The organism is Acinetobacter sp. 197, assembly GCF_048148385.1.
Taxonomy (GTDB): Bacteria; Pseudomonadota; Gammaproteobacteria; order Pseudomonadales; family Moraxellaceae; genus Acinetobacter; species Acinetobacter pecorum.
In genome coordinates this window covers 210,536-235,212 of sequence record NZ_JAYWZK010000004.1, presented here as the reverse complement: position 1 = coordinate 235,212, position 24,677 = coordinate 210,536, and the positions used below count along the sequence as shown (strand labels likewise).

Annotated in this window: 18 protein-coding genes and 4 pseudogenes; 10 read left to right on the top strand and 12 right to left on the bottom strand. The window is 37.1% G+C overall.

Going from position 1 to position 24,677, the window contains the following annotated elements:
- Window positions 1–233 precede the first annotated feature (233 nt).
- Together VXQ11_RS06235 and VXQ11_RS06230 are read left to right on the top strand one after the other, a co-directional pair.
- A pseudogene (locus VXQ11_RS06235) lies at window positions 234–1,259 on the top strand (site-specific integrase); the annotation flags it as partial.
- 42 nt (window positions 1,260–1,301) lie between these two features.
- Window positions 1,302–1,619, top strand: a pseudogene (locus VXQ11_RS06230) (transposase); the annotation flags it as partial.
- Between the two features lie 24 nt (window positions 1,620–1,643).
- Here the strand turns inward: VXQ11_RS06230 and VXQ11_RS06225 are convergent.
- The 3 genes and pseudogenes from VXQ11_RS06225 to VXQ11_RS06215 all read right to left on the bottom strand — a co-directional run bounded on the left by VXQ11_RS06225 (window position 1,644) and on the right by VXQ11_RS06215 (window position 4,298).
- A pseudogene (locus tag VXQ11_RS06225) lies at window positions 1,644–2,208 on the bottom strand (transposase family protein).
- 217 nt (window positions 2,209–2,425) lie between these two features.
- Window positions 2,426–3,106, bottom strand: coding sequence for a response regulator (locus VXQ11_RS06220; protein WP_416705677.1), 681 nt, complete (start codon window positions 3,104–3,106; stop codon window positions 2,426–2,428).
- A 271-nt stretch (window positions 3,107–3,377) separates the two neighbouring features.
- Window positions 3,378–4,298, bottom strand: a complete 921-nt coding sequence (locus VXQ11_RS06215; RefSeq protein ID WP_416705676.1) for an NPP1 family protein — start codon at window positions 4,296–4,298, stop codon at window positions 3,378–3,380.
- 134 nt (window positions 4,299–4,432) lie between these two features.
- Between VXQ11_RS06215 and VXQ11_RS06210 the strand changes: the two genes are divergently transcribed.
- The 5 genes from VXQ11_RS06210 to VXQ11_RS06190 all read left to right on the top strand — a co-directional run bounded on the left by VXQ11_RS06210 (window position 4,433) and on the right by VXQ11_RS06190 (window position 11,506).
- Window positions 4,433–4,915, top strand: a complete 483-nt coding sequence (locus tag VXQ11_RS06210; protein ID WP_416705675.1) for a hypothetical protein — start codon at window positions 4,433–4,435, stop codon at window positions 4,913–4,915.
- 127 nt (window positions 4,916–5,042) lie between these two features.
- The gene (locus VXQ11_RS06205; protein WP_416705673.1) at window positions 5,043–5,531 is read left to right on the top strand and encodes a hypothetical protein; all 489 of its coding nucleotides are present in this window, start codon (window positions 5,043–5,045) and stop codon (window positions 5,529–5,531) included.
- A gap of 188 nt (window positions 5,532–5,719) precedes the next feature.
- Entirely contained in the window at window positions 5,720–6,448 is a 729-nt protein-coding gene (locus tag VXQ11_RS06200; protein ID WP_416705672.1) for a molecular chaperone, read from the top strand.
- Complete coding sequence (locus VXQ11_RS06195) at window positions 6,448–8,871, top strand: fimbria/pilus outer membrane usher protein (RefSeq protein WP_416705671.1); 2,424 nt, start codon at window positions 6,448–6,450, stop codon at window positions 8,869–8,871. The genes VXQ11_RS06200 and VXQ11_RS06195 overlap by 1 nt, the downstream gene beginning before the upstream one ends.
- A gap of 691 nt (window positions 8,872–9,562) precedes the next feature.
- On the top strand, window positions 9,563–11,506 hold the full coding sequence (locus VXQ11_RS06190) for an ATP-binding protein (RefSeq protein WP_416680107.1): 1,944 nt from the start codon (window positions 9,563–9,565) through the stop codon (window positions 11,504–11,506).
- 1,097 nt (window positions 11,507–12,603) lie between these two features.
- Here the strand turns inward: VXQ11_RS06190 and VXQ11_RS06185 are convergent.
- From VXQ11_RS06185 to VXQ11_RS06145, 9 genes and pseudogenes are all read right to left on the bottom strand, one after another.
- The gene (locus VXQ11_RS06185; RefSeq protein ID WP_096902715.1) at window positions 12,604–12,882 is read right to left on the bottom strand and encodes a DUF971 domain-containing protein; all 279 of its coding nucleotides are present in this window, start codon (window positions 12,880–12,882) and stop codon (window positions 12,604–12,606) included.
- Entirely contained in the window at window positions 12,869–13,861 is a 993-nt protein-coding gene (locus VXQ11_RS06180) for a HEAT repeat domain-containing protein (RefSeq protein ID WP_096902714.1), read from the bottom strand. Before VXQ11_RS06180 ends, VXQ11_RS06185 begins: the two co-directional genes overlap by 14 nt.
- 7 nt (window positions 13,862–13,868) lie before the next feature.
- The gene (locus VXQ11_RS06175) at window positions 13,869–14,690 is read right to left on the bottom strand and encodes an ABC transporter ATP-binding protein (protein WP_144723747.1); all 822 of its coding nucleotides are present in this window, start codon (window positions 14,688–14,690) and stop codon (window positions 13,869–13,871) included.
- Window positions 14,690–15,412, bottom strand: a pseudogene (locus VXQ11_RS06170) (ABC transporter permease); the annotation flags it as partial. The gene VXQ11_RS06175 and the pseudogene VXQ11_RS06170, both read right to left, overlap by 1 nt.
- Window positions 15,413–15,580: 168 nt before the next feature.
- Complete coding sequence (locus tag VXQ11_RS06165; protein WP_416705670.1) at window positions 15,581–17,026, bottom strand: ABC transporter substrate-binding protein; 1,446 nt, start codon at window positions 17,024–17,026, stop codon at window positions 15,581–15,583.
- 8 nt (window positions 17,027–17,034) lie between these two features.
- Window positions 17,035–17,280 carry a 4Fe-4S dicluster domain-containing protein gene (locus tag VXQ11_RS06160; RefSeq protein ID WP_096902711.1) on the bottom strand — a complete coding sequence of 82 codons (246 nt, stop codon included), beginning with the start codon at window positions 17,278–17,280 and terminating at the stop codon, window positions 17,035–17,037.
- A gap of 47 nt (window positions 17,281–17,327) precedes the next feature.
- A complete protein-coding gene (locus VXQ11_RS06155) occupies window positions 17,328–19,073 on the bottom strand; it encodes a fumarate reductase/succinate dehydrogenase flavoprotein subunit (protein ID WP_144723746.1) in 1,746 nt (581 codons plus the stop codon).
- Window positions 19,074–19,102: 29 nt separating this feature from the next.
- Window positions 19,103–19,843 (bottom strand): GntR family transcriptional regulator, encoded by a 741-nt coding sequence (locus VXQ11_RS06150; RefSeq protein WP_144723745.1) that lies wholly within the window; start codon window positions 19,841–19,843, stop codon window positions 19,103–19,105.
- 466 nt (window positions 19,844–20,309) lie between these two features.
- Window positions 20,310–21,272, bottom strand: coding sequence for an aldo/keto reductase (locus tag VXQ11_RS06145; RefSeq protein WP_416705669.1), 963 nt, complete (start codon window positions 21,270–21,272; stop codon window positions 20,310–20,312).
- Between the two features lie 271 nt (window positions 21,273–21,543).
- Between VXQ11_RS06145 and antA the strand changes: the two genes are divergently transcribed.
- From antA to antC, 3 genes are read left to right on the top strand one after another with little or no spacing between them, the layout of a single operon-like run.
- Window positions 21,544–22,986 (top strand): anthranilate 1,2-dioxygenase large subunit, encoded by a 1,443-nt coding sequence (gene antA / locus VXQ11_RS06140; protein WP_416705668.1) that lies wholly within the window; start codon window positions 21,544–21,546, stop codon window positions 22,984–22,986.
- 3 nt (window positions 22,987–22,989) lie between these two features.
- Window positions 22,990–23,484, top strand: a complete 495-nt coding sequence (antB, locus tag VXQ11_RS06135) for an anthranilate 1,2-dioxygenase small subunit (RefSeq protein WP_416705667.1) — start codon at window positions 22,990–22,992, stop codon at window positions 23,482–23,484.
- Between the two features lie 10 nt (window positions 23,485–23,494).
- Window positions 23,495–24,532: an anthranilate 1,2-dioxygenase electron transfer component AntC gene (gene antC / locus VXQ11_RS06130; RefSeq protein WP_416705666.1), complete on the top strand. Its 1,038-nt coding sequence runs from the start codon at window positions 23,495–23,497 to the stop codon at window positions 24,530–24,532.
- Window positions 24,533–24,677 lie beyond the last annotated feature (145 nt).

The window sequence follows — 24,677 nt, the reverse complement described above, 5'->3', positions numbered from 1 at the left end:
TCCATGGTGATAAAAATCATCATAAACCAGACATTTTTATTGGTGAGAATATAGACACTTTAAATGGGTTCTAACAGTTGCATTTCGTATAATGTATATTATGTTAAATCCGATACACCTAACAATAACTTCATATTCTTCTTTCTTTAACTAAAATTCAACAACTTAACTAATTTCTACTTCAACCGTAAAATATGATATGTTGGCCTTAAGAATACTTCATAAACTTTAATATGTTTGCTTTAAAAACAATTCATTTGGAAAAGAAAGTCTCAAACGAAAATCAAATTATTCTTTTATTTGATCTGGATTCATCTTGTCCATGTTTGTACCCTATGCTGTACACCATGAAATTTCTTAGATTTCAAAGTATCTCTACGCAGCATGCAGATTTAATCGCAATAAAATTCTGGTATGAATTTTGGTTTGAAAAGTTTGCCACGTCCTTTTGTGAGTCGTTTTACTCTACATCCTATAATTTTGAGATCATCCAAGTTGAAATTGATAATTTCATTGTCTATTTAGAAAACAATAAAAAATTTGATAGCAATCTTATTCAGCTAAGAAATACAGACCATACCAATTACACAACAATTGGCCATAGAATTAGATCCTTTCTAAAGTTTTACAACTTTTTGATTGATGAATACTTAAGCATCCAAACACAGCCACAACTAACGTTGAAGGAAATTCAAAAAATTAAAGAAAACTTGAATAAATATATGACTATTAAGAAAAAATTTATAAATAACTTTTCAAAAGCCAATAAAACAATTAAAAGTGAGATAAATCATAATTTTAAGAGTATGAATCAGGAAATGATTAAAGGATTGTATTCAGTTATTTCACCGAGCAACTCTATTAGATACAATGAATTAAATCCTTTTAGATCTCAAAGTGTGCAACTCAGAAATTTTCTGATCATACATCTCATGCTTAATTATGGTCTCAGAATTGGTGAGCTTATGCTACTAACAACCAATTCTATTAAAAAATCAATTCAGAATCATAATTTTAGTTTAATTATTACAAATACAGATGATGAGTTCGATGAACGATTAAAAAAGCCAAAAATCAAAAATGAATATTCGTACCGAGTAATAAAACTACAGGAACGAGACTATAGAATTCTTCAAATTTATATAAATGAAATACGAAAAGAAATTCCTTCACAAATCTTATTTACATCTTTAAAACCTCCCTACTCTGCTTTAAGTTATGCCAGTGTTAAAAAGATATTTGGACTGCCACCACTCTCCTAGACAAATATCGTCTATTCTTTTTGCACAGGAGAAAACATTATGAGTGGACAACGATATACCCCAGAATTTAAAGACGAAGCTATAAAATTAATTACTGAACGAGGATATTCTGTCACTGATGTAGCGGAACGTTTAGGTAACAACCACGCATAGTCTTTATACCTGGATCAAGCGTTATGCTCCTCAGGAACCTAAAATCACAGAATCTGGCGATCCACTTGCGGAATTGGCAAAGCTAAAAAAAGAACTTCAAAGAGTCACGGAAGAAAGAGACATATTAAAAAAAGCCGCGGTGTACTTCGCAAGCCAGTCCAAGTGAGGTATGCCTTTATTCAGGACAACCAGCGTATTCATTCGGAAATTATATTGCTGAATAAGCCTTTAATGATAGGTTTGTGCAACAAAGCCGATTCCAGCAATTAAATTGAATCTCAAACCGAGTCTTTTGCCTCTATTTCGATAACGCTCAGCAAGGATTTTGAAGGTTTTCAGACTGCCAAATAAGTGAATCATGGCCTGTACTTTGAAGGTATGGGTCTTTTTCTTGCCGCTATAGCTTTTTTTCTGTTTTTTTAGGCCTTTGGATTGGAATTTCTGTGGCATCCACGATCACAACATTCCAGTCGATGCCTTCACCTTCGGGTAAACTCTTCGGTAAATTAAACAGATTGGAGTGAATCAGGCAGTCTTCAACATGGTGTACAATTCTTGAGGCTGTGGGCTCTGAAACCCCGTAACTCGTAGCAACGTGAAATAAGGTTCGGTATTCCCGCCAATAGCTCAGACAGAACAGAACCTGATCCTCCAGGCTTAACTTGGGCGGCCTGCCTTTAGCAGGGACATGTATTTTTAATTGGTCAACCATCCAATAGAAGGTTGACCATGAGATGCCCGTGTATCGCTTGAACTGAGGATCAGAAAGCTTGTTTGAATCGATGTATTTCATCCGCAGATTATGCACGAATGCCAAGAAATCTGGAGTACAAATATTAATCAAAAAGAAGACCATTTTTTGATTTATGAAAGAGATCTATTAAACGGTCAATTTAAATTTATAACAATAGATGGTGATCTTGTTTACTACAACCAGGGCTTTAATTTCAGCCTATTTGGATGAAGTAAAAATTCTTTGATGAATCTAAATTTGCTGACCACTTTTAGATTTAATTAATTAAACCTATTTGTTTAGCTGCATAAATTGCCTTAGTACGGGAGTTCACTTCCAGCTTTTGATAAATTTTTTTAATATGTACATCTACAGTGTATTTTGAAATATTAAGCTCCAAGCCAATTTCATAGCTGCTCGATCCATTGGAGATGCAAGTCAATATTTCTATTTCTCTTTGTGATAAATTGGTATGAACATGCTCATGGCTCATCGGAAAATCACCCAATGATTTTTTAAATTTACTTAGAATTTTTTTTGCGATATGTGGGTCGATAATAGCACCACCTTTCAGCATTGTTCGTATGGCAAACATCAATTCAAAATCATCTGTTTCTTTTAAGACATAACCTGTTGCACCTACATTTAAAGCTTTATAAATAACATCTAAAGTATTCCATTCGGAAAGAACCATAATAGGTACAGTATTTGTACTTTTTGCACGAATGTGCATAATAAAATCGATGCCATTGCCATCCGGTAAATTTAAATCTACCAGCATAAATTGTATGGAATTTTTACTGCAAATATTTACAGCAAAATCTATGGTTTGAGAATAGAAGATATCTTTTTCTTTATAACCAAAAGTCTGTAAGACTTTAGAAATCCTCAATTGGTGAGTAGGATCATCTTCTAAAACCAGTATTGGCTTGAGCAATGGCGTACTGAAATTAAACATTTTACCATCCATTTGATTTACATAGATTCTCTTCCTTTAGCCATAGAATTGCTATCCCTAAAATTTGGGATTTTTATATAATTTATTTCAATCATATACAATTATTACAAAAAAGTGAACCACTTAACAAAATTCAAAGATATCAGTTCATTTAATGCATCCGTTATATATTTAAAAAGTCCGCCTTTTAAAGCAGACTTTAAACATCTTCAATGACGGAATTAAATACGAACTAATGTGCGCAGCGAAAGTTAAATTCAAACGATTTCATTTATTCCTCAACATTTTTCATCGTACATTTTTTAGAGTTTTTTATAAAATCGACATTTGCGTTCACTAAACCTTTAGGTCTTGCACATTGTATCCATTGCAAATCATTAACACGCGGTACTGCCTTATCGAATTTTTGCTGAGCAAAATAATCATAAAAATTTGAATATTTTGGATCTAGATTATTTTTATTCTTGGTATAAATTCTATTTAGCTCACGAATATCTGCTAACTGTGAATTCTTAAAACCAAACCATTGATTGTTTGGTGTAGGATTTGTATTTTTGACAATATGGTTTTTATCTGCACCAGCAAAGCCCATGCTGTGTGTACCTAAGTTTGAAATGTATTTAACTGCAAATACATTTGGCATATCTGCTAAATGCGGTGCTTTATCAATTTTTTTATACCGTGTTTCATCATGACGGCTGACTGTTAAATAAACTGGTTTATCATTTTCCATCCACAACACTGCATGTTCCCAATCATGAATATGACCGAATACACCCATATCATGCACTGTATATAAACCGAAAATTCGAGCTTTATATTTAGAATTTTTTGATTGGACTTCATTATAAAGTATATAAGAATGATCTAATTGATTTTTTAATTGACATACATTTTTATAATCCTTAAAGAAATTAGTTGTACTGCTAATACCTGCATTTTTTTTAATGAACTGATCGGTTCTATTTTTATAAAATGGCGATGAAGCTAAACAGCCAGAATCACTAAATGCAAATACTACGCGGCCTTGATCAATATCTGCTGGCGCGTTCAATGTATCAGGCAGGCTATAACATGACCGGTCATCATTTTTACACGTATTTTCCCCCCAATTGGGTGCTGTATAGGCATAAGTGGATAAAAGACCAAGACCACTTGCAAGTAACATTGATGCTATTTTAACATCCTTCATAATACTGAGCTCTTATTCAATCATTTAATTTGAAATATGCCTGAGATAAAACTGCTTACAATACTTAAAATTAGGTATATAACAAAAAATAATAATAACTATGATTGGATTAAAAGATTAAGGAATACTCTCAAATGAATATTTTTTTAGTACTTAGTGGTATTTTAAGTTTTGTTGTCTGGTCTCATACAGCCTTTGCTGCGAACTGTACTATTACAGCTGATGCAAGCACTGTGAATTTAAACTTAGCAACTTCATCAGTAAGAACAAATGTATATTTTAAGAATTGCATCAACCGAGTTAGGCCTAGCTTTCAATGGACAAATACTATAGGGAATAATGGTGCTTTCTATTTAAACAATCAAGCCAGCACATCCATCCCAGTACCTTTCTACGCTAGAATTGGCGGTGAATGGGATAATACTAATCCAATCGTAGGAGCAAGCCAATCTGCTGCTCCTGCTTCAATTAATTTTGACCGTTTCTTTTCTTCATCTGTCACCACTAAAAATTTGACAATGTATACACAATTTTCTCTGGCAGACTTTGGAGATTTGTCTAAATACCCAGCAGGAACGTATAAGACATCACTGATTTTTAATGCTAACGAATTTTAGCTAATCAATCATATTGATATTCAGAATACCTAATTATAGTTATTTCTGAATGAATTATTAAATTTTAGAATTATTCATATATTCAATATTTGAAAATATATATTTTTTTTAACTTAGAGATTTAACAATGAATTCATTGCTCAAATTATCCAGTCTACTCTTATTAAGCATGGGGGCTTTTGCGGCGCATGCTGCGTCACAAAGCGTAACGGTCAACTACACCCTTACCATACCTACAGTATGTACACTATCAGGTAACGGTACATCCATTAACAAAGCTCTGCCGCATGAGGGTACCGCAGTAAATCAAAGCATTGACGTGAAATGCAATGTCCCTTATTCAATCAAAGCGCAATCTGCAAACTCAAAAGGGGTAAACCAGTCTGCAGTGATCAGTACTGCTAACCCAACGCTAAATATTCCTTATAACATCACACTGACTGGCGGCCCGAATGCGGTAAATGTCAATAGTGGCGTCCCTGTAACTGTTGCGCCATCTGCAACAACCAGAACCGATAGCTATACTCTATCTGCAAAAACACCTACAGCTATTGCAATTGAAGATTATATTGCAGGAATCTATACAGATGCTGTCATGGTAGAAATCAGCTACTGATCCTACAGGCGTGTATGCGTAGGATCGTCAACCGCATACATGCCTCATATTTATTCCTTAAAGCCTTGAGTTAAGGCTCTGATCTTTTGGCTTGACGCAACAGCATTGCGGCATAGTTTACACGCTATTAAAAGCCATCTTTACTGCTGATTTGCAAATAAAATACTGCATGGTTTTGGGGAACCTTTATGTCTCATTCATCATTAAAATACTTGTGCTTTTTAGCCAGCATCGCTGGCCTGATGACGGCAACTGCCTATGCCAATGTCACAATTTACCCAGTTAAAATGCAAATCAATGGGGAAAATCGCCAGCGTACAACAACTATCAACCTTCATTCTTCTGCGGACGAAGCACCCAAGAATTACGAAGTCAATGTTTATAAATGGACTCAGGATGAAAATGGTAATGATGTTCTGACACCAGATAATCAGCTCGTAATTAACCCTGCTTCATTTGTACTAGAGCCCAACAGTAAACAAATGATTCGTATGGGCTTTAAACAGTCGATTTCAGAAATGAACTTGCAAAATGAAGAAGCTTGGAGGATTAAAATTTCGCCATTGCCAGATGCAAAAAAATCAAACGGCATTAAATATGCCTATGGTTTTAATATACCGATGTTTGCAGGCAAAGATTTTAAGCCGGATATGTCATTCCATTTGGCAAAAAAAACAAATAACCAATCTTTTATTAATGCCAAAAATTTAGGCACTGGACATTTCCAAATCATAGGCTTTACGCTGCAAGACTCGTCTGGAAACAGCATTTTCAAATCTAATGAAATGAAATATGTTTTGGCACATCAACAGGTGCAGCTGAATATTCCAGCTTTTAAACCACAGCCCGGACTCAAGCTGATTTTAGACACCGCAGATGCAAAATCGTTAAAATTTGACATTGCGGAGCAAGAATAATGAAAATTCAAACGAAAACAGTACGCAATATCGTCAAATCCCCTTCTGTCTTAATTTTAATCTGCTGTAGCCTTCATTCACAGCATAGCCTTGCTCAATCGATCTCTGTGGGAACAGTAACTCCTGAAGCTGCACCAGACTTGCCTGAACAACATTCACTTGCGAATACGCCTAAAGCGGAAAATGCTATTTTAGGACTTTGGATCAATGGTGTAGATCTTCAGCAAGAGACATTCATTCTCAATATGAACAAGCAGCGTTATATTGAATGCAGCATTCTTCAGCAAGGCTTTGTCAATACCGCTCAATTGAGTATGTTAAAACAAGATAATATTCAATATTGTTTAATTGAAAATGCTGGCTTCAGCAGTGAAATTGATACACAGAAGCAACTATTTAAACTGAATATTCCTGCGCAATATATGCTCAAGCAAAAGCTCTCCTCACAGCAGCGGTATTTACCTGACTTGCCTAATTTGGGAGGTTTTATTAACTATAATGTGTATTTTCAGGATGGTGATTACAGTAAGCAAGCCAATGCTTCAACTGACCTGAATTTATTTTGGAAAAATGCGCTGTTTAACAGCAGCCACATGTTCCGTAAAAACTATAATGATCAGCAAACCAATTTTCAAAAAAGCAGTCGTTTAAACACCTCCTTAAGTTTTGAGTTTCCTGAGCAAATGACCACCTTAAAATTGGGTGATAATGTCAGCAACTATACTGGACTAAATCAATCTTTCTATTTTGGTGGTCTAAGCTTCGGCACTAACTTTAGTAGACGCCCCAATTTTACCTACTGGAATACCCCATCTGTTCAAGGTAGTGCCTTAACACAATCGACTGTAGATTTATTGATTAACGGTTCACAGGCCTATAATGCCAAAGTAAACCCTGGCCAATACAATATTGACAGCAATATTGGTTTTTCAGGTTTAGGCGATGCTCAAATTATTGTCAAAGATATTTTGGGCAATACTACAGTGCAAAATATCTCGGTTTTTGTCGATCAACGGCTGCTGCGTCCGGGGCTGACAGATTATAATATTTCCGCTGGTAAACTGCGCTATAACTATGCTTATGACGACAATGATTATCGCGACTGGTTTGGCAGCGGCTATATCCGCAGAGGCATAACAGAGTCAACAACTTTAGGTGCAACAGCAGACTACAGTAAAAAACTGGAAAGCGCCGGACTGATGTGGAGCCAATATCTCTATAAGCTGGGATTACTGGAAGTCAACTCTGCCTACAGCCATGCAGATGAAGCAGGTTTAGAGGGCTATACGGTCAATACTGAGTTTAAGCGCAATACACAAAATTACAGTGTTGGCCTGCGCGCGCAGTATTATAGTTCAGGCTTTCGTATGCTAGGTTTAGAAGAGTACAGTGATAACAGCTATCTTCCTCAGTGGGAAAACCAAATCTATGTATCTAAAAATCAGATTCCCTATCTGAACAATCTTTCGCTCAGCTACATTGAACGAAAATACCGTGATGAGTCAAATTCAAAAGATCAACAGCTGTTCAATTTAAGAACCAGCCGTACATTGACACAAAACCTATTTGGCAGCTTGGGCATCTCCTATGATGCTAAAAGCAATGACCGTGCCAGTGTTGATTTCATGCTTAGCTACAACTTCGATGACCGCAAGCATTCCATCACGCTAAATCAGCATGATGATGATGAAACCAGCGTACAGTTCAATAAATACAGTTACGAAAATACAGGTTTTGACTACAGCATCGGCACAAGCCGCTGGCATGATGTTTATTCAGGCAATGCATCTGCAACTATGAAAACGAATGTCGGCGATCTTAATATGCAATACTTGCAAACAGATGACCAAAAATATTACAGTGCCAATTATATGGGTTCATTGGTGTGGCTAGGCAAGCGCTTAGATTTGAGCAAATATATCTCGGATAGCTTTGCACTGGTTCGTGTTGAAAATAGCCCAAATGTCGATATTTACAGTAATGGTTCATTTATTGGAAAGACTAATAAAAATGGTGAAATTTTCAGCTATAACCTATATGGCTATACTGAAAATAGTGTGGTTTTTGATGACAGTCAGATCAGCATTGAAAACAGTTTCACTCACTCTTCTCGCTCGATTATGCCAATCAACCAGCGTGGATATATCATTGATTTCCCAATGGGAAAAATTGCAAGCCACAACATTACCTTTAAATTTATTGATCAAAATCAGCAGCCGCTTGAAAGCGGAAGCATGGTAAACATTGAAGGAATTGCACAGGGTAAATATCCAATTAACAGTCAAAACTTAGTGACTGTTTACGGTCTAAACCCACAAAGCTATTCTATTAAAGTACAAACGTCTAATCAGACTTGCTCAAGTCAGTTTACCTTAGAGCCTGATATAGCTAAGGATGAAATAGTCGTTTTAACTTGCCAATAAAGTACAAAAAAAGGAGCTGTCAATCAGCTCCTTTTTACTGACTTATAAAATGATTTGGATTGTTCAACAATCCAAGATCTATTGTTTAATCCTGCTGTAACGCGTCATTCATACGCAGATACAATCATACTAGGTTCTATAATTTGCATAATAGAGGCATAGGGATTCATAGGTATATTTGGATTCCCGTTCTCCGACTTAAAAATAATCCTTCCATTTGCAAAATTATTTCATTTAAAATCAAGCTTAACCTGTTTGCTACATCAGGTAAGCCTTGCTTATAAAAATGGCTTTGATCTGCTGTGATTAGGTGTACAGGCATATTGGGTGATTTACGCATTGTGCGCCACCGCCAAGCGGATATAGTTCTGAAAATATGCGCTTCAATGTCTTTCGGAATACTGCGCATCACCCCACCCTAGCTTGAATACCATGCGCAAATTAATCATCAAAACACTGTGTATCAAAATCTTTGAATAAGAAGTTATTATTCAAAGTTGGCATGCCTCATCAAAACCGCTCCAGTGAGTATCCAATATTTTCTTTGAAATATCATGAAATTTATCTATATATTTTTGTTCAAAAAAAATATACTTTACAAAATTAGTCTTTGATTTTTATATTTTATTCATTCTGACTAAATATCAAATTTATCCAACTTTTAAAATAAATGAATGGGGAAGCAAGTGTAATGGCTCTGGGATTTGCTCAAACTTCATTTAAGCTAAATCATGACGCTTTTATCATGGCAGTCTTCACTTGTTTCATTTTATGTATAGGATTGTTCAATACGGCATTTGCTGCTTCAACTATTCAACATCCCAAAGATGTATGTCAAACAATAATACAGAGCATAATGGCAGCTCAGGGCAACGTAAATCAGGAAATGCAGCGCCCTGTTCAAGGCTGGGTTAACCTTGAAAAATTACCGGATCGCTGGGAAAAACGTTGGCCCGAGTTTCATGGTATAGCTTGGTATAAGATTCACTTTAGCTACACCTGTGACACTAATATGTCCAATCCACCGCTTAGTTTTGCTATAGAGGGAATCACACAAAGCGGGAAAATCTTTTTAAATGACGATTTGCTATGGCAAGACTTATACCTAAAAGAGCCAGCATCCCGCAGCCAGTATATGCCCCGTATATGGAATTTGCCCACATCTAGCTTAAAGCAAGGTCAAAATACCTTATGGATACAAGTATATGGAAGTATTACGCAAAAATCCGGTTTAGGCCATGTTGCTTTAGGCAATTATCCAAGCACATACAGTCTGTACAAAAAATGGCTTTTAGAAAAAAGAACACTTCCTGAATTCAATACGATGGTCAACATTGTAGTGGGAGTGTTTTATCTTTTGGCATGGCTGGCCAACCGCAAAGAAAAAGCATTCTTATGGTTTGCAGTGACCGGCTTAGGATGGGTTATTTACAGTTTTTGCTTTTTATATACCGACCCGATTTATTTTCTTTCCTTTATCAACATTGACCGTTTACAGAATATTATCTTCTGTATTTATACAGTCACGGGCTGTTTAGGTGCTTGGTACTTTGCAAATAAGTCATTTCCACGTATCCAAAAATTACTCTTTATCTTCTTAGCTGTGGCTACTGTTTGTATTACTTTGGCACCAACCAATCAAGTCAGTACAGTAATACAATTTTTCTTTTCAGTTGCTGTTGTCATCTTTTTATTAAAATGTATTACCTATCCTTTTATTGCTTATAAATCAAATTCTCCAGAAACTTATTTACTAGCCGTATTGTATTTAATCTACTTACCCATAGCTTTTAATGATGCGCATTTTATGTTCACTATGGAGGGGCGCCCGCTTTCACCTTATACTGGGCCTTTTACCACCATGGCGCTTGGCGCTATTTTAGCTATGCGTTTAGCCCGAAATGCACGACAAATTGAACGCTTTAATAAAACACTTGCGGAAAATGTAACTCAAGCCAAGCAGGAGTTGACGGCGTCATTAGGGCAGCAGCATAAGCTTTCGATCGAAAATGCTCGGCTGCAAGAACGCATTCATTTATCTCATGATTTGCATGATGGCTTAGGTGGCTCTATTGTCCGCTCAATCATCACAATGGAACAAAATGATAAAATCACTAAACCACAAGTGCTATCTATATTAAAAATGCTGCGCAGTGATTTACGACAAATTGTTGACTCAGGTTCCAGCTTCTCCTGCAAAGTCCCTTCTAATCCTATGGAATGGGGAGCGCCTATTCGCTATAGATTTATCCAACTCTTCGAGGAAATAGATATCCGTTCACACTGGAACTTTGAAAAAACATGGAAAAATATCCCTATATCTCTGCAATGCCTTACATTAACAAGAGTTCTAGAAGAGGCTCTCACCAATATTGTCAAACACAGCCAAGCATCAGAAGTTAACATATCTTTGACGGAGACAGAGAATAATAAACTGATGATGTGTATTTTAGACAATGGTATTGGCTTTAATCCCAAAACAGTAGAAGCTGGACTGCATGTTGGACTGCAAAGCATGCAGGCGCGCATTCATCGTTTGGGTGGCGAGTTTAAAATTGATTCACAGCCCGGTAAAACCTCAATTCAAGTACTTTTACCTTTGACCATTAATAAAATAAATAGAGATGTTTTCTGAATTGATTAATGCTTGCTGATATGAGAAGAAGTTGGTTTTCAAATAGATTTTAGCAGCAAGGTTCTTCATTTCGAGATTCTTTTACTAAAAAAGAAGCGCTCAAAATAGCTATGATTAACAAAGCCCATAGGGTCTATCTTTTCAAGCTATGAAGTCGCAATTTTTACTAGGTTCATGAACCGAAATTTTTCTAATCTATACTTTATATTGGCTTAAGTAATTAAATTTATTATTAGATTAATAGAAATTAAATTATGAACTAGACTTTAGATAAACATAAGTTAAATTGAGTACATGATACTTTAAGTTCATTAATATTGATATAGACTAATGATTACCCCTTTGGACTGTCAAGTCCTTATAATGCTGAAACTGTTTATAGACTTTAATAACTTCCCATAAATAGTTGTCCATAAAAGTTAATTTTGAAATTTTCAGCAAAAATAAAGGTAAAAGTGAAATCACCAAAAATTAAAGCTAATTTTGAAATAAAAACTCTGTTTCCTCAAGTTTTGAAGATTCATATCTAAACAATATGTAATGCAATATCTTTTACTAATCTTAATAGTCTTGAGATAAGTTCTCTAAACTTATCCTCTTTAATTTTTCCCCATCACCTTTGGGAGTTTAAATAAATATGAATTTATTGGCCCTTATTTATAAATTATTGTTTTTATGAATAATTTTTTACTTTTAAAAGCTAACTTTTTTGCAAAAAAGTGATCCATTTTAAAGAAAAAGATGAGCCCTATTATAATAAAAAATATTATAAATAAATTAAAATACTTATCTATATTTATTTTTTGTGATTCTAAGTAATAGAGGGTTAAGGAAAATATATAAAATATATTTAATAGTAGCATAGATATTATCTTTCTTATTTTTATTACTAGGTTTCTATAGGGTAGTAATTTCCTATATTTTATTGCATACTTTTTTCTATATAAATCTTGTGATTTCATAAGTTTAATCTAATGATTTTTTTATATTATTAATATTTAGTATTATGATTTAAAATAATTATTTTTCTTAACTATCTAATAATTTAGTATAAGTAGAAGATGAAAATTAAAGATTAACTTTCATCTTCCAAAATTTCACGGAATATTTTTTAAATATTCCCAAGGAAAAATACCTTTATCATGCCCATCACTGAAACAGATTTGAATACCATAACCTTGATGATTTAATTCTGTCACAAATACATGTTGATCATGAGTCAGGGCTATATTTTTAATACGCTTTGAACGACAGAATGCACATGGGCAGATTTCACGTAATCGTTGGTAAGAAAAACGTGCTTGATAATCAGGCCAAATAAAGTCTATAGCCTGTGATTGCACATCAACTTTAAGTTCAGGCTTAACTGCTTGCATGGCATTCTCGAATTTGATTTAAGCTAATACGGATGGCTTTACGAACTTCGGGATCTGGATCTAATTCATGAGCTTTTAGTAAAATTTCTGCTTCTTGGCCACCAATTTCTCCTAAAGCCAGTGCAACTTCTTTACGTAAATTACTAATTTCATAAAAAAAATTATCCGCTAATCCATCAATAGCTTTAACAGATTTTAATAAACCCAAACTACGCACGGCTGGTATTCGTACTTGCCAATACGAATCAGACATTAACTGGATGAGTTGATCTTCAAGCGCAATTAATTTTAATTTACCAACGGTCAATGCTGCTTCAATACGCAATTGCCAGTCATCAGCAGATAAACCATGCTGTAATGCGTCAATAATATTTTGTGTAGGCTGCTTACTATATGCTAAGCCCCCGGTAGCAATTCTACGTGTTTCTAAATCACTTTCCTGTTTGGCAATATGCGCCAAACTATCTAAAGCGGATTCTAACTGTAACCAGCTCAAAGTGCTGACTGCTTCACGTCGTACGAGTACATTTTCATGATGTATATTTGACAGAATTTTTTCAAATAAACTGACCACACGTAAGGGTTTCAGAGCGCGTAAAATAGCGACTTTTACTTCAACGGCATCCTCATTAAGAAATGGTGCGAGTACAGTTGCCGCCTGAGGATTTTTGACTTCACTTAAACTTTGTGTGGCTGCCTCAATCACTTTCTTTGACTCATCAGAAAGTGCATGTGCTAGCGCGAGAAGACTGGTTTCATCTTCCCACCCCTCTAAACGCTTAGCCGCTTCTTCTCGTACAATTTCAGCAGGGTCATGTGACAAAGCATGATAGAGCCAAGGCAATAACTCTTCCCGCTCTTCATCTGCAATATTCATCAATGTAATAAAACGAATTTTTTCATCATCTTGATTCAGCTGATCAAGTAAATCTAAATCATCTTCATCAAGTATTTCTAGTTGTGGGTAATTGGGATTCATGAATGATTTAACCTTCTGTAACAGCTTTTTTCGGGAGACCTAGGGGATTCAAGCGTTTTAAATTGCTTAAGTCATCATGTTTAAGCGCCTGCATACAGTATTTTTTCAGCTCCACAAATTCAGGCGTGGTCACGATTTCAATATCTCGTGGACGTGGGAAACTTAATGGGATTTCTTCAATAATTCGTCCAGGTCGATGACTCATAATCAAAACACGGTCTGATAAATAGAGTGCTTCATCAATATCGTGGGTAATAAAGAGCACTGTAGTTTTGATGTTCTGCCAAATTTCCAAAAGGAGTTGCTGCATATGGACACGCGTTTGCGCATCTAATGCTCCAAATGGCTCATCCATAAGGAGAACTTTAGGCTCATTAATCAAGACACGTGCAATTTCGACACGTTGTTGCATCCCACCAGAAAGTTCAGCAGGAAATTTTTGCTCAAACCCTGTAAGGCCGACCAAATCAATCATTTGCTTAGCTTTTTCTAGACGTTCCTTAGTAGGTATGCCTTTCATTTTTAAGCCAAATGCAATGTTTTCGATAATACTTTTCCACGGAAATAATGTGTGGTGTTGAAAAACAAGCCCTCGATCCGGATGCGGTTGATGCACGACTTCATGATCAACTAATAAATCACCTGACGAATAACCTAGATGGCCTGCTAAAGCACCTAATAAAGTGGATTTACCGCAGCCTGAAGGTCCAAGCAAACAGATAAACTCTCCTGGTGGAATATGAATATTGACATGATCCAATGCTTGAAAACGTTGTTCGCCTTTACCTAAATGCAGGCATAAATCACGTATTGTTATTTCACCTTGCATTAAGATTTCCTCATTTGATACCAAGGCGTAAATTTATGTCCTAATCTGCGCACAATAAAGCTACTGAACATACCTAAAGCACCAATCAACAGCATACCTACAACGATGCTGCTATAGTTTTGTAGGGTAAAAGATTCCCAAGTAAAATAACCAATGCCATGTTGTCCTGAAATCATTTCAGCTGTAACAAGACAGAACCAACAGGTGCCCATCCCAATGGATAAACCCGTAATGACGTTAGGTAAAGCACCTGGAATGATGACTTCACGAATAATGGCTAAGTTGGTTGCACCTAAACTTTTTGCAGATGCAATTAAACGTGGATCAATCGCATCTACACCATGAATGGTATTCAGTAATATTGGAAATAATGCGCCAATAAACGTAATGTAAATCATGGATGCTTCTGAAGAAGGAAAAACCAAGATGGCTAATGGAATCCATGCCACAGCAGGAATTGGTCTCAACACTTCTAAAGGTGGCATTAAGAATGCTGCAATGCTCTTAAATTGACCAATGAATAAGCCAAGTAAAACACCTACACCTGAAGCCAATAAAAAACCTACGAGCACCCTAAAAATACTTGAGCTCACATGAGCCCATGCTGTGGGTAATTGTAAAAATCGTAGGATGGCATCAACAACTGCTAATGGCGTTGGCACATGACTAAAATTAACCACACCTAAATTAATTTTATTCATTGCCAAAATTTGCCATACAACTAAACTCAGCAAGATCGCAACTGTGCCCATCAGAAGCTGATTCAGCTTCTGATGGCGCTCTGTGAGCCAACGCATCGTTGTATGCGCATTCACACGTTTAAAATTTTGTTCGGCAATGCTATTCACACCGATATCCCTCATTGTTGGCTAATCGCTATATAACGTTTTTTAGTTCACGAGCTGTTTGACAGCGTTAAAATCGTAGACTTTGCCACCTTGAGATTTAGCCCACTGAGTTGCATCACCTTTCAGTAAAAATGCATGAATTTCACCAGCACGGTTGGTTGCAAACCAAGCTAAATTGGATAACAACTTGATATCATTTAGCGCATCTTGGTTATAAACCACACGCACAGATTTACCTGCTGATTCAATCGCTTTTAAATCCTTAAATGCGTGTTCTGGAGTTTCATAATGACGTACCTTTTCTTCACCTTTGACCCAAATTTGAGTCACGCGATGAAAGGTTTTAATCTCTTCACCTGTAAGTGCATCTTTGGACACTAATGGAGATTTGCCATAATTATTTAATGCTTGGCTGTAATCTAAGTCAGATGCTGCAAAAGCATCTTTGATATATTTGTCTTGAATAAACGTGTTGATATCAACGTTTCCGTTATTTTTACCCAGATATTGCAGTGTATCGACAGCGACTTGTGTTGCCTGCTTGTATTCAGTTTTCCACGTTAAGTCACGCGTTTGTAAGCCGAGCGGTCCATGGAATAAATAAATAACCTCAGCTGGAATACCCGTTTTCTCAGCGATGACTTCGCTGTATTTTTCAGGTTCTTTTTGTACCAGTTGATCGGCTTCTATCGTCGCTTTTAAGTAGGCTTTTATCACTTCAGGATGCTGTTCAGCATATTGCTGATTGGCTAAGACGCCATGAAATGTTGCTCCTTTGGCTTGAGAACCATCGTAAATTTTCTTAGCAACTCCCTGGTAGGCAAAGAGTTCACCAAATGGAACAAAATCCGCATGTGCATCAATCTTATTACTCTTTAAAGCAGGTCCAGCAACTTCAGGTGCCTGAGCAATAATCTGTACGTCTTTATTTGGCTCCCAGCCTTGTGCTTTTACGGCACGAAGCAATAAACCATGAGCCGTTGATGCGAACGGTACTGAAATCGTTTTACCTTTTAATTCAGCAAATGACGTCACATGAGATTGATTTGGAACCACAATAGCATTACCACTGCCTGTGGTACTACCAGAAAGCGGCGCCAAGAAAATACTGGCTTTGCCTGCTTCTTGAAAAGTGACTAAATTATTGACCGCTGGAAATTCTGCCATGACCCCTATATCTAAGCGGTCTGCAACCATTTCGCTCGTTAAGGGCGCACCAGATGTAAAGTTTTTCCATTGGATATCATATTTAACATTTTTATAATCACCCTCTTTAGGAAGGTGTTTCTCTAACAAACCTAACTCTCTAACCAATAAACCGCCTGTCGCACAGTTAATTGTCGTATCTTGTGTTCCAATCGCAATTCGAACCTTACTCACTGGTGCATCAATGCTGCTCTGCTCTTTACTCGTACAGCCTATAAGCCCAACTGTACCTAGTACCACCATGCTACTTAATAATATTTTTTTAGCTGCGAATGTAGACATTTTTCTCTCTATTTTAATAAATACGGAATATTTACGTGGATTGCATCTGTTGGACAGTCTTTTTCACACGGCATGCAATACCAACATTCATCAAATTGCATAAAGGCTTTCTGGGTAACTGGATCAATTGCCAACAAATCCATTGGGCAAACATCTACACATACGGTACAACCTTTGTCTGCAATACATTTATCTTCATCGACTAAAACGGGTGCAACGGTGCGGTGTTGAACTTCTTTAAATATTAGGGCCATATTTTTTCCTGATTCATCTGTCAAAAGCATTGATTTAGCGACCTGCCTTAGATTGCTTCGGCTGCTTTCAAAGGTTGATCTTTTTGAATACGTAATTGGTTATAAGAATCTTTTTCTTGTGCCTCGATTGGCACAACATAAGGTTCAACTGGTTTTTTAAAGCTAACCATGTTGTCGTTTTCATCTTTTTTAAGATGCGTATGGCAGAACCAATCGCTATTATTTGTTGCTGGAAAATCAGCACGATAGTGATACAGCCCCCAACGACTTTCAGTTCGGAATAATGAAGCGCGTGCAGCCATTTCAGCACAGTCACGAATGAAGGAGACTTCAGCTGCTCGCATAAGTTCATGTGGGTTGTTGGCTTTAATCTGCGCGATATCGTGTTTGATTTCTTCAAAACGACGTAAGCCAATTTCTATTTTTTGTCGTGTTTTAGGGGGTTGTAGATAGTCATTCACAAATCGACGTAATTTGTATTCGACTTGATCTGCTGGTAAACCTTCTTTTACTTCTAGTGGTGCATAAATTCGTGCTTTTTCAGCCTCAATGTCTGCCTGATTCAGCTCACCCGAATCAATATCTGTAACATATTCTGCGGCATTCTCACCAGCGAACCAACCATAGGTAAATGCGCCCAACATATAGTTATGAGGAACCGCAGCCATATCACCAGCGCTGTATAAGCCTTTTACAGAAGTCTCTGCTTTCTCATTGACCCAAACACCAGAAGCACTATGTCCACTACAGAAACCAATTTCTGAGATATGCATTTCCACCATATCTTTGCGGTAATCTGTGTCACGTCCTTCATGGAAACGACCGCGACTTGGACGTTCATTCGTATGTAGAATTTCTTCAATTGTTTGAATCGTTTCTTCAGCTAAATGATCCATTTTCAAGAATACAGGACCATGACCACTCTGTAATTCTTGATAAAACTCCCACATCATCTGACCACTCCAGTAGTCACACTCAATGAATCGTTCACCTTTACTGTTTGCCGTATAACCACCTAAGGGGCCTGTTACATAGGCACATGCTGGACCGTTATAATCTTTAATTAACGGGTTGATTTGGAAGCATTCTAAGTTCGATAACTCTGCGCCAGCATGGTACGCCATGGCATAGCCATCACCTGCATTGGTTGGATTCTCATAAGTTCCCATGAGGTAACCAGAAGACGGTAAACCTAAACGTCCTGCTGCACCACAACATAAAATTGTAGCTTTGGTTTTAATGACATAGAACTCTCCCGTTCTACAGTCAAAGCCAAGTACGCCATTGATCGCACCCTGCTCATTTTTCAATAATTTGGTGGTCACGATGCGATTATTAATTTTGACTTGGACACGTTTCATTTGGCGATACAGGACTTTCTTTACATCATGCCCTTCAGGCATCGGTAATACGTAAGCACCCATATGATGAACTTTCTTTACCGCAAATTCGCCCGTCTCATCTTTTTCGAACTTGATGCCCCACTGATCTAATTGCTGAATCGTGGTAAAACTATGTTTTGCGTAAGCATAGATGGTGTTTTGATTCACAATGCCATCATTGGCAATCGTGATTTCTTTGGTGTATTGCTCGGGTGTGGCATATCCTGGGATGACTGCATTGTTTAGACCATCCATCCCCATAGAAATAGCACCACTGCGTTTCACATTAGCTTTTTCAATCAGTAAAACACTTAAATTGGGATTCGCTTGTTTCGCTTTAATTGCTGCCATTGGACCTGCGGTGCCGCCACCGATCACTACAATGTCATACTCTAAATATTTGGTATCCATAAGATTCCTTTTGCTTTTTTCTAGCTGCATTAACGGAAAATGCGTAATTGGTACTGGAAACTTTCACCTGAGAAATACAGGTATTCATAATCAATAGGTTGGTTTTTTACATCGTGCGTTAAACGTTCAACACGTAAAATAGGTGTGTTCACATCTACCGCAAGTAGTTGTGCAAGCTCATCATCAGCTTGAATGGCATCAATATTTAAATCGGCATAACCAAGTGGAATAGATAAGTCACGCTCAATCGCACTAAAAATATCAGTACTGCGTAAATCCACTTCTTTCTCTACTAATTGTTCACCTACCGTTGCAGGTAAATAAGTCAATTCAAATGACACAGGTTCATTATTGAGTAAACGAACTCGTTTAATTTCTACAACTTGACTACGTACAGAAATTTTCAGTTTAGATGCGACTTGTATAGGGGCTTCAATGAATTTTACAGAAAGCACTTCATTTAAAATTTGATGTCCTGTGTGAGACATGGCTTCAGCAAAACCCTGTAATTGAGTAATGTTTTGGTATGCCTTTGGCTTACTCACAAAAGTACCTTTGCCATGAACTTTGAATACCAGCCCTTCTTGTGACAACTTATGTAAAGCTTGACGCACTGTGATACGGCTTACACTGAATAATTCTGAAAGCTCGTTTTCTGAAGGCAATTGACTTAGCGGAGGATATTCACCCTGTTGAATTTTGCTCTGCAATTGTTCTTTCACTTGTTCATACAAAGGCTGCTGGCTATTTTTGCTGGTAAGATCAGACATGTTTAATCAACTTGTTATAACAACTTGAGCAAACAATAATTAATGTTCTAAAGAAATGGAAATACCAAGATGTGATTTATTTATGAAAATTAACGATGAAAAATAAAATAAGTGTTTATTATTTAAAGTAATTTATTATTATTAAAAAAATATAAGATAGATAATCTAAATAATGGTTCATGAACCAGTGATTATAAAATTTGTTATTAAAGATATATAATTTACTGATATTTAAATAAAAATATTGATGATTATTTTATGAACTAGACCTTAGGTAAACATAAGTTAAAGAAGTACACCATACAATAAGTTCATATTTACTTTCCTCTTACGTTATTTCAATTCCCATAAATAGTTGTCCATAAAAATTAATTTTGAAATTTTCAACAGAAATTGAAGCTAAAAATGAAATTAGAGCTTTTGACAGACATTTCATTTTTAGCTTTAGGTTATGCGTCGACTGAGTTTATTCCATTGACTGTGAATCTACTTCAAGTATTCCGAGATCATCGGCTGTTAGGTTTAATCTAAGTGCTTTACTAAAACTTTCTATTTGCTCTACAGTCGTTGCACTGGCAATCGGTGCGGTAATCCCTTCTCGAGTTAAAATCCAAGCCAAAGCAACATCTGCAGGTTGGACCTGATGCTGTTCAGCGACAATATCAAGCGCATTTAAAATACGTTCACCTCGCGCTGTAAAATATTTGCCTAAACTGTCTGCACGTTTACTACTTTTGATCTGTTCTAAATTACGGTATTTACCGGAGAGGAAACTGCTCGCAAGACTGTAATAGCTTACTACACCAATCTCATGTTCAAGACAAATCGGTTTGAGCTGCTCTTCAAAACCTTGGCGGTCATAGAGATTATATTCCGGTTGGAGTACTTGATAATGCGGCACATTAATCTGTTTTGCGGCATCGATCGATTGCTTTAATTGGGTCGCATCTAAATTAGAGGTTCCATAAGCACGAATTTTCCCTTGCTGTTTGAGCTGGTCAAAAGCAGCTAAGGTTTCTTCATAAGGTGTATTTTCATCTGGCCAATGGGCAAAATATAAATCAATGTAGTCAGTATTCAGACGCTTAAGTGAATCTTCCACCGCTTGCATAATCCAGCGTTTAGATAAGCCTTGATGTCCTGAAATCCCCATATCCAGACCGACTTTAGTAAAAAGGACTATATCATCGCGTTTCCCTGGTTTTTGTTTTAGCCATTCTCCTATAATGCTTTCAGACTCACCACCTTGATTGCCTGCTGCCCAGATCGAATAAAAATCTGCAGTATCAATCGCATTAAAACCATGATCTATAAAAGCATCAAGTACCTTAAAGCTTTGCTGTTGATCTATGGTCCAACCAAATACGTTACCACCAAATACAACCGGTACAATTTCTAAGCCTGTATTTCCTAAAATTCGTTTTGTCATTTTATATCCTCATCATGTAATAAATATACATATCAACTTATTGAATTTTAAAAACATATCGATAAGGTATAGTCTATATATAGAATTTTAAAAATCCATATTTTTGCCTAAGATTATCCATTTTATGGATAAATGAATGAGCATTTTTATAAATACTAGAATTTAAGTGAATGACTTGGAAATTGGATAAAGATTAGAAGAAATCGGATAGAGTGAAGTGGCGTATCCCTGTTCAATCGAGAAAAAGCAATTGATTGAATGGAGGGGTAAAATGAGCTCAAAAACCAATATTGAGTGGCAAAATTTTGTCGAAAGTTGTGTCGATTTCCGTCCTCAAGATGGCGTGTTTCGTATTGCGCGTGACATGTTCACTGAACATGACCTTTTTGAACTGGAAATGCAGCATATTTTTGAGAAAGTCTGGATTTATGCCTGCCATGAAAGTGAAATTCCCAACAATCATGACTTTGTCACCGTACAAATTGGCCGTCAACCGATTATTGTCAGCCGTGATGGCAAAGGTGAATTACATGCCTTAGTGAATGCCTGTGAACACCGTGGTGCAACCCTGACCCGTGTAGCAAAAGGCAATCAATCTACCTTTACCTGTCCCTTCCACGCATGGTGTTATAAATCAGATGGTCGTTTGGTGAAAGTCAAAGCACCTGGTGAATATGCACCAGACTTTGATAAATCGACACGTGGCTTAAAACAAGGACGTATTGCCAACTACCGGGGCTTTATTTTTGTAAGCCTGGACACCACAGCCAACGATACCCTTGAAGACTTTCTGGGCGACGCCAAAGTCTTTCTAGATTTAATGGTAGAGCAATCCCCTACCGGTGAACTTGAAGTCCTGCCAGGTAAATCAAGCTATACCTTTGCAGGCAACTGGAAACTGCAAAATGAAAATGGCTTAGATGGCTATCATGTCAGCACCGTACATTACAATTATGTCTCTACAGTTCAGCACCGTCAGCAAGTCAATGCAGCCAAAGGCAATGATCTGGATACACTCGACTACAGTAAATTAGGTGCAGGCGATGCACAGACTGATGATGGCTGGTTTAGCTTTAAAAATGGTCATAGTGTACTGTTCAGTGATATGCCCAACCCGACAGTTCGCCCGGGTTACAGTACCGTCATGCCGTACTTGGTAGAAAAATATGGTGAAAAACGCGCTGAATGGGCCATGCATCGTCTACGCAACTTAAATCTCTATCCAAGCCTGTTCTTTATGGATCAAATTAGCTCGCAACTGCGTATTGTGCGTCCTGTTGCCTGGAACAAAACTGAAGTCATTAGTCAATGTATTGGCGTCAAAGGTGAATCGGCTGAAGCACGTCGCAATCGTATTCGCCAGTTTGAAGATTTTTTTAATGTCTCAGGACTCGGTACTCCAGATGATTTGGTTGAATTCCGTGAACAACAACGTGGCTTCCAGGCACGTTTAGAACGTTGGAGTGATATCTCTCGTGGACACCATACTTGGTGCTATACCCAGAACCATAATGCCAAAGCCCTAGATATTCATCCGGTGATGATTGGTACTGAATTTACCCATGAGGGACTGTATGTCAATCAGCATGGTCATTGGAAACAACTCATGCTGCAAGGTTTAAACCAATGTGCATTAAAAATGACAGATGAGGATTTAATTGTCGCAACAGGCGAAGCATGCACCAAAGAATCATGTTCTGTAGAGGGAGTTTAAATCATGTCAATGGAATTACAATTTGCAGTCAGCCAGTTTTTATATCGTAAAGCAGCATTTTGTGATGCATATGATTGGGATGCTTACCTGAATCTTTATGATGAAGACAGCGAGTACCATATTCCCCAGTGGATTAATGAACATGAATATGTCCAAGATCCAAACCAAGGCTTGTCTTATATTTATTATGAAGACCGTACCGGCCTAGAAGACCGTGTGTTCCGCATCCGTACCGGTAAAGCGGCCTCAGCAATGCCCTTACCGCGTACAATACATAGTATTAATAACATTCAAGTTCGAGAACTTGAAGATGGTTTGTTACAAGTGACCGCCAATTGGAATACATTTTATAATCGTCAGGGTTTAGAAGGCTATTTCTATGGTTTAGTGACCTATACCCTGCGATGTACTGAAAATGGAGATTTCCGTATTCGCCGTCAACATATCTTATTACTGAATGACAAAATCGATTCTGTACTCGATTTCTATCATGTCTAAGGAGCTGAGTATGGGACATTCTGCAGCACTCAACTTTGCCGATGGCAAAACATTTTTCATTGATGTGCAAGATCATGAACTTCTGCTTGACGCCGCAGTGCGTCAAGGAATCACTCTACCTTTAGATTGCCGTGAAGGTGTTTGTGCGACCTGCCAGGGCCAATGTGATTCAGGTCAGTATGAGCAAGACTATGTCGATGAAGATGCATTGACTGAACAGGATTTAAAAGACCGTAAAATCTTGGCCTGCCAGACACGTCTGAAATCGAATGCTACGTTTTATTTTGATCATGCTTCTACCTTCTGTCAGGCGGGTGAGGCATTAAAAGTTCAGGCCACAGTGACTGCATTGGAATGGGCATCTGATGAAACGGTCATTTTAAAATTAGATGCAAGTCATCATCCTCAACCGATTCAGTTTTTAGCAGGACAATATGCCCGGATCTATGTTCCTGAAACAGGTGGATACCGGGCCTATTCTTTTGCTCATGCACCCACTGCGAATAACCAACTGCAATTTTTAATTCGCTACCTGCCTGATGGTTTAATGGGACAGTTTTTAAAATCACGTTGTCAAGTTGGACAGTCTTTGGAGCTTGAAGTGCCCTTTGGCAGCTTTTATTTAAGAGAATCCGAGTCAGACCAGACCCTTTACTTTATTGCAGGTGGTACAGGGCTTTCCACTTTTCTAGCGATGCTCGATCAGATGCTACCGAGTAATCAAGCGATTCATCTATATTATGCGGTGCGTCATGAGGTACATCTTTGTGAACAAGAACGTATTGCTTCCTATAAGGCAAAATTTCCAAACCTGCTTTACCAGCCGGTAATTTCCCGGCCAACTGATAATTGGCAGGGTTTACAAGGTTATGTACAGGATCATTTAGCTCCTGATCAATTAAAAAACAATGCTTTCGATATGTATGTATGCGGTCCCCCTGCATTAGTTGAGGCATTGAAATCACATTTAGCTGAACATCGTATTGAAAACTGTCATTTTTATAGTGAGAAATTTATTGCCGCTGCAGGTCAACTGGATGCAGCATAGAATTTAAGTTTTTTATATTTTTTATTTACCAAATAGCTGCCTACTTAAACCTGAGTTGGCAGCTATTTATATTTTAAAAATATTAAAATAATACAAATATTTGGAACGAAAATTGCAATCACTTAAGTAGATTTTTTTAATCACT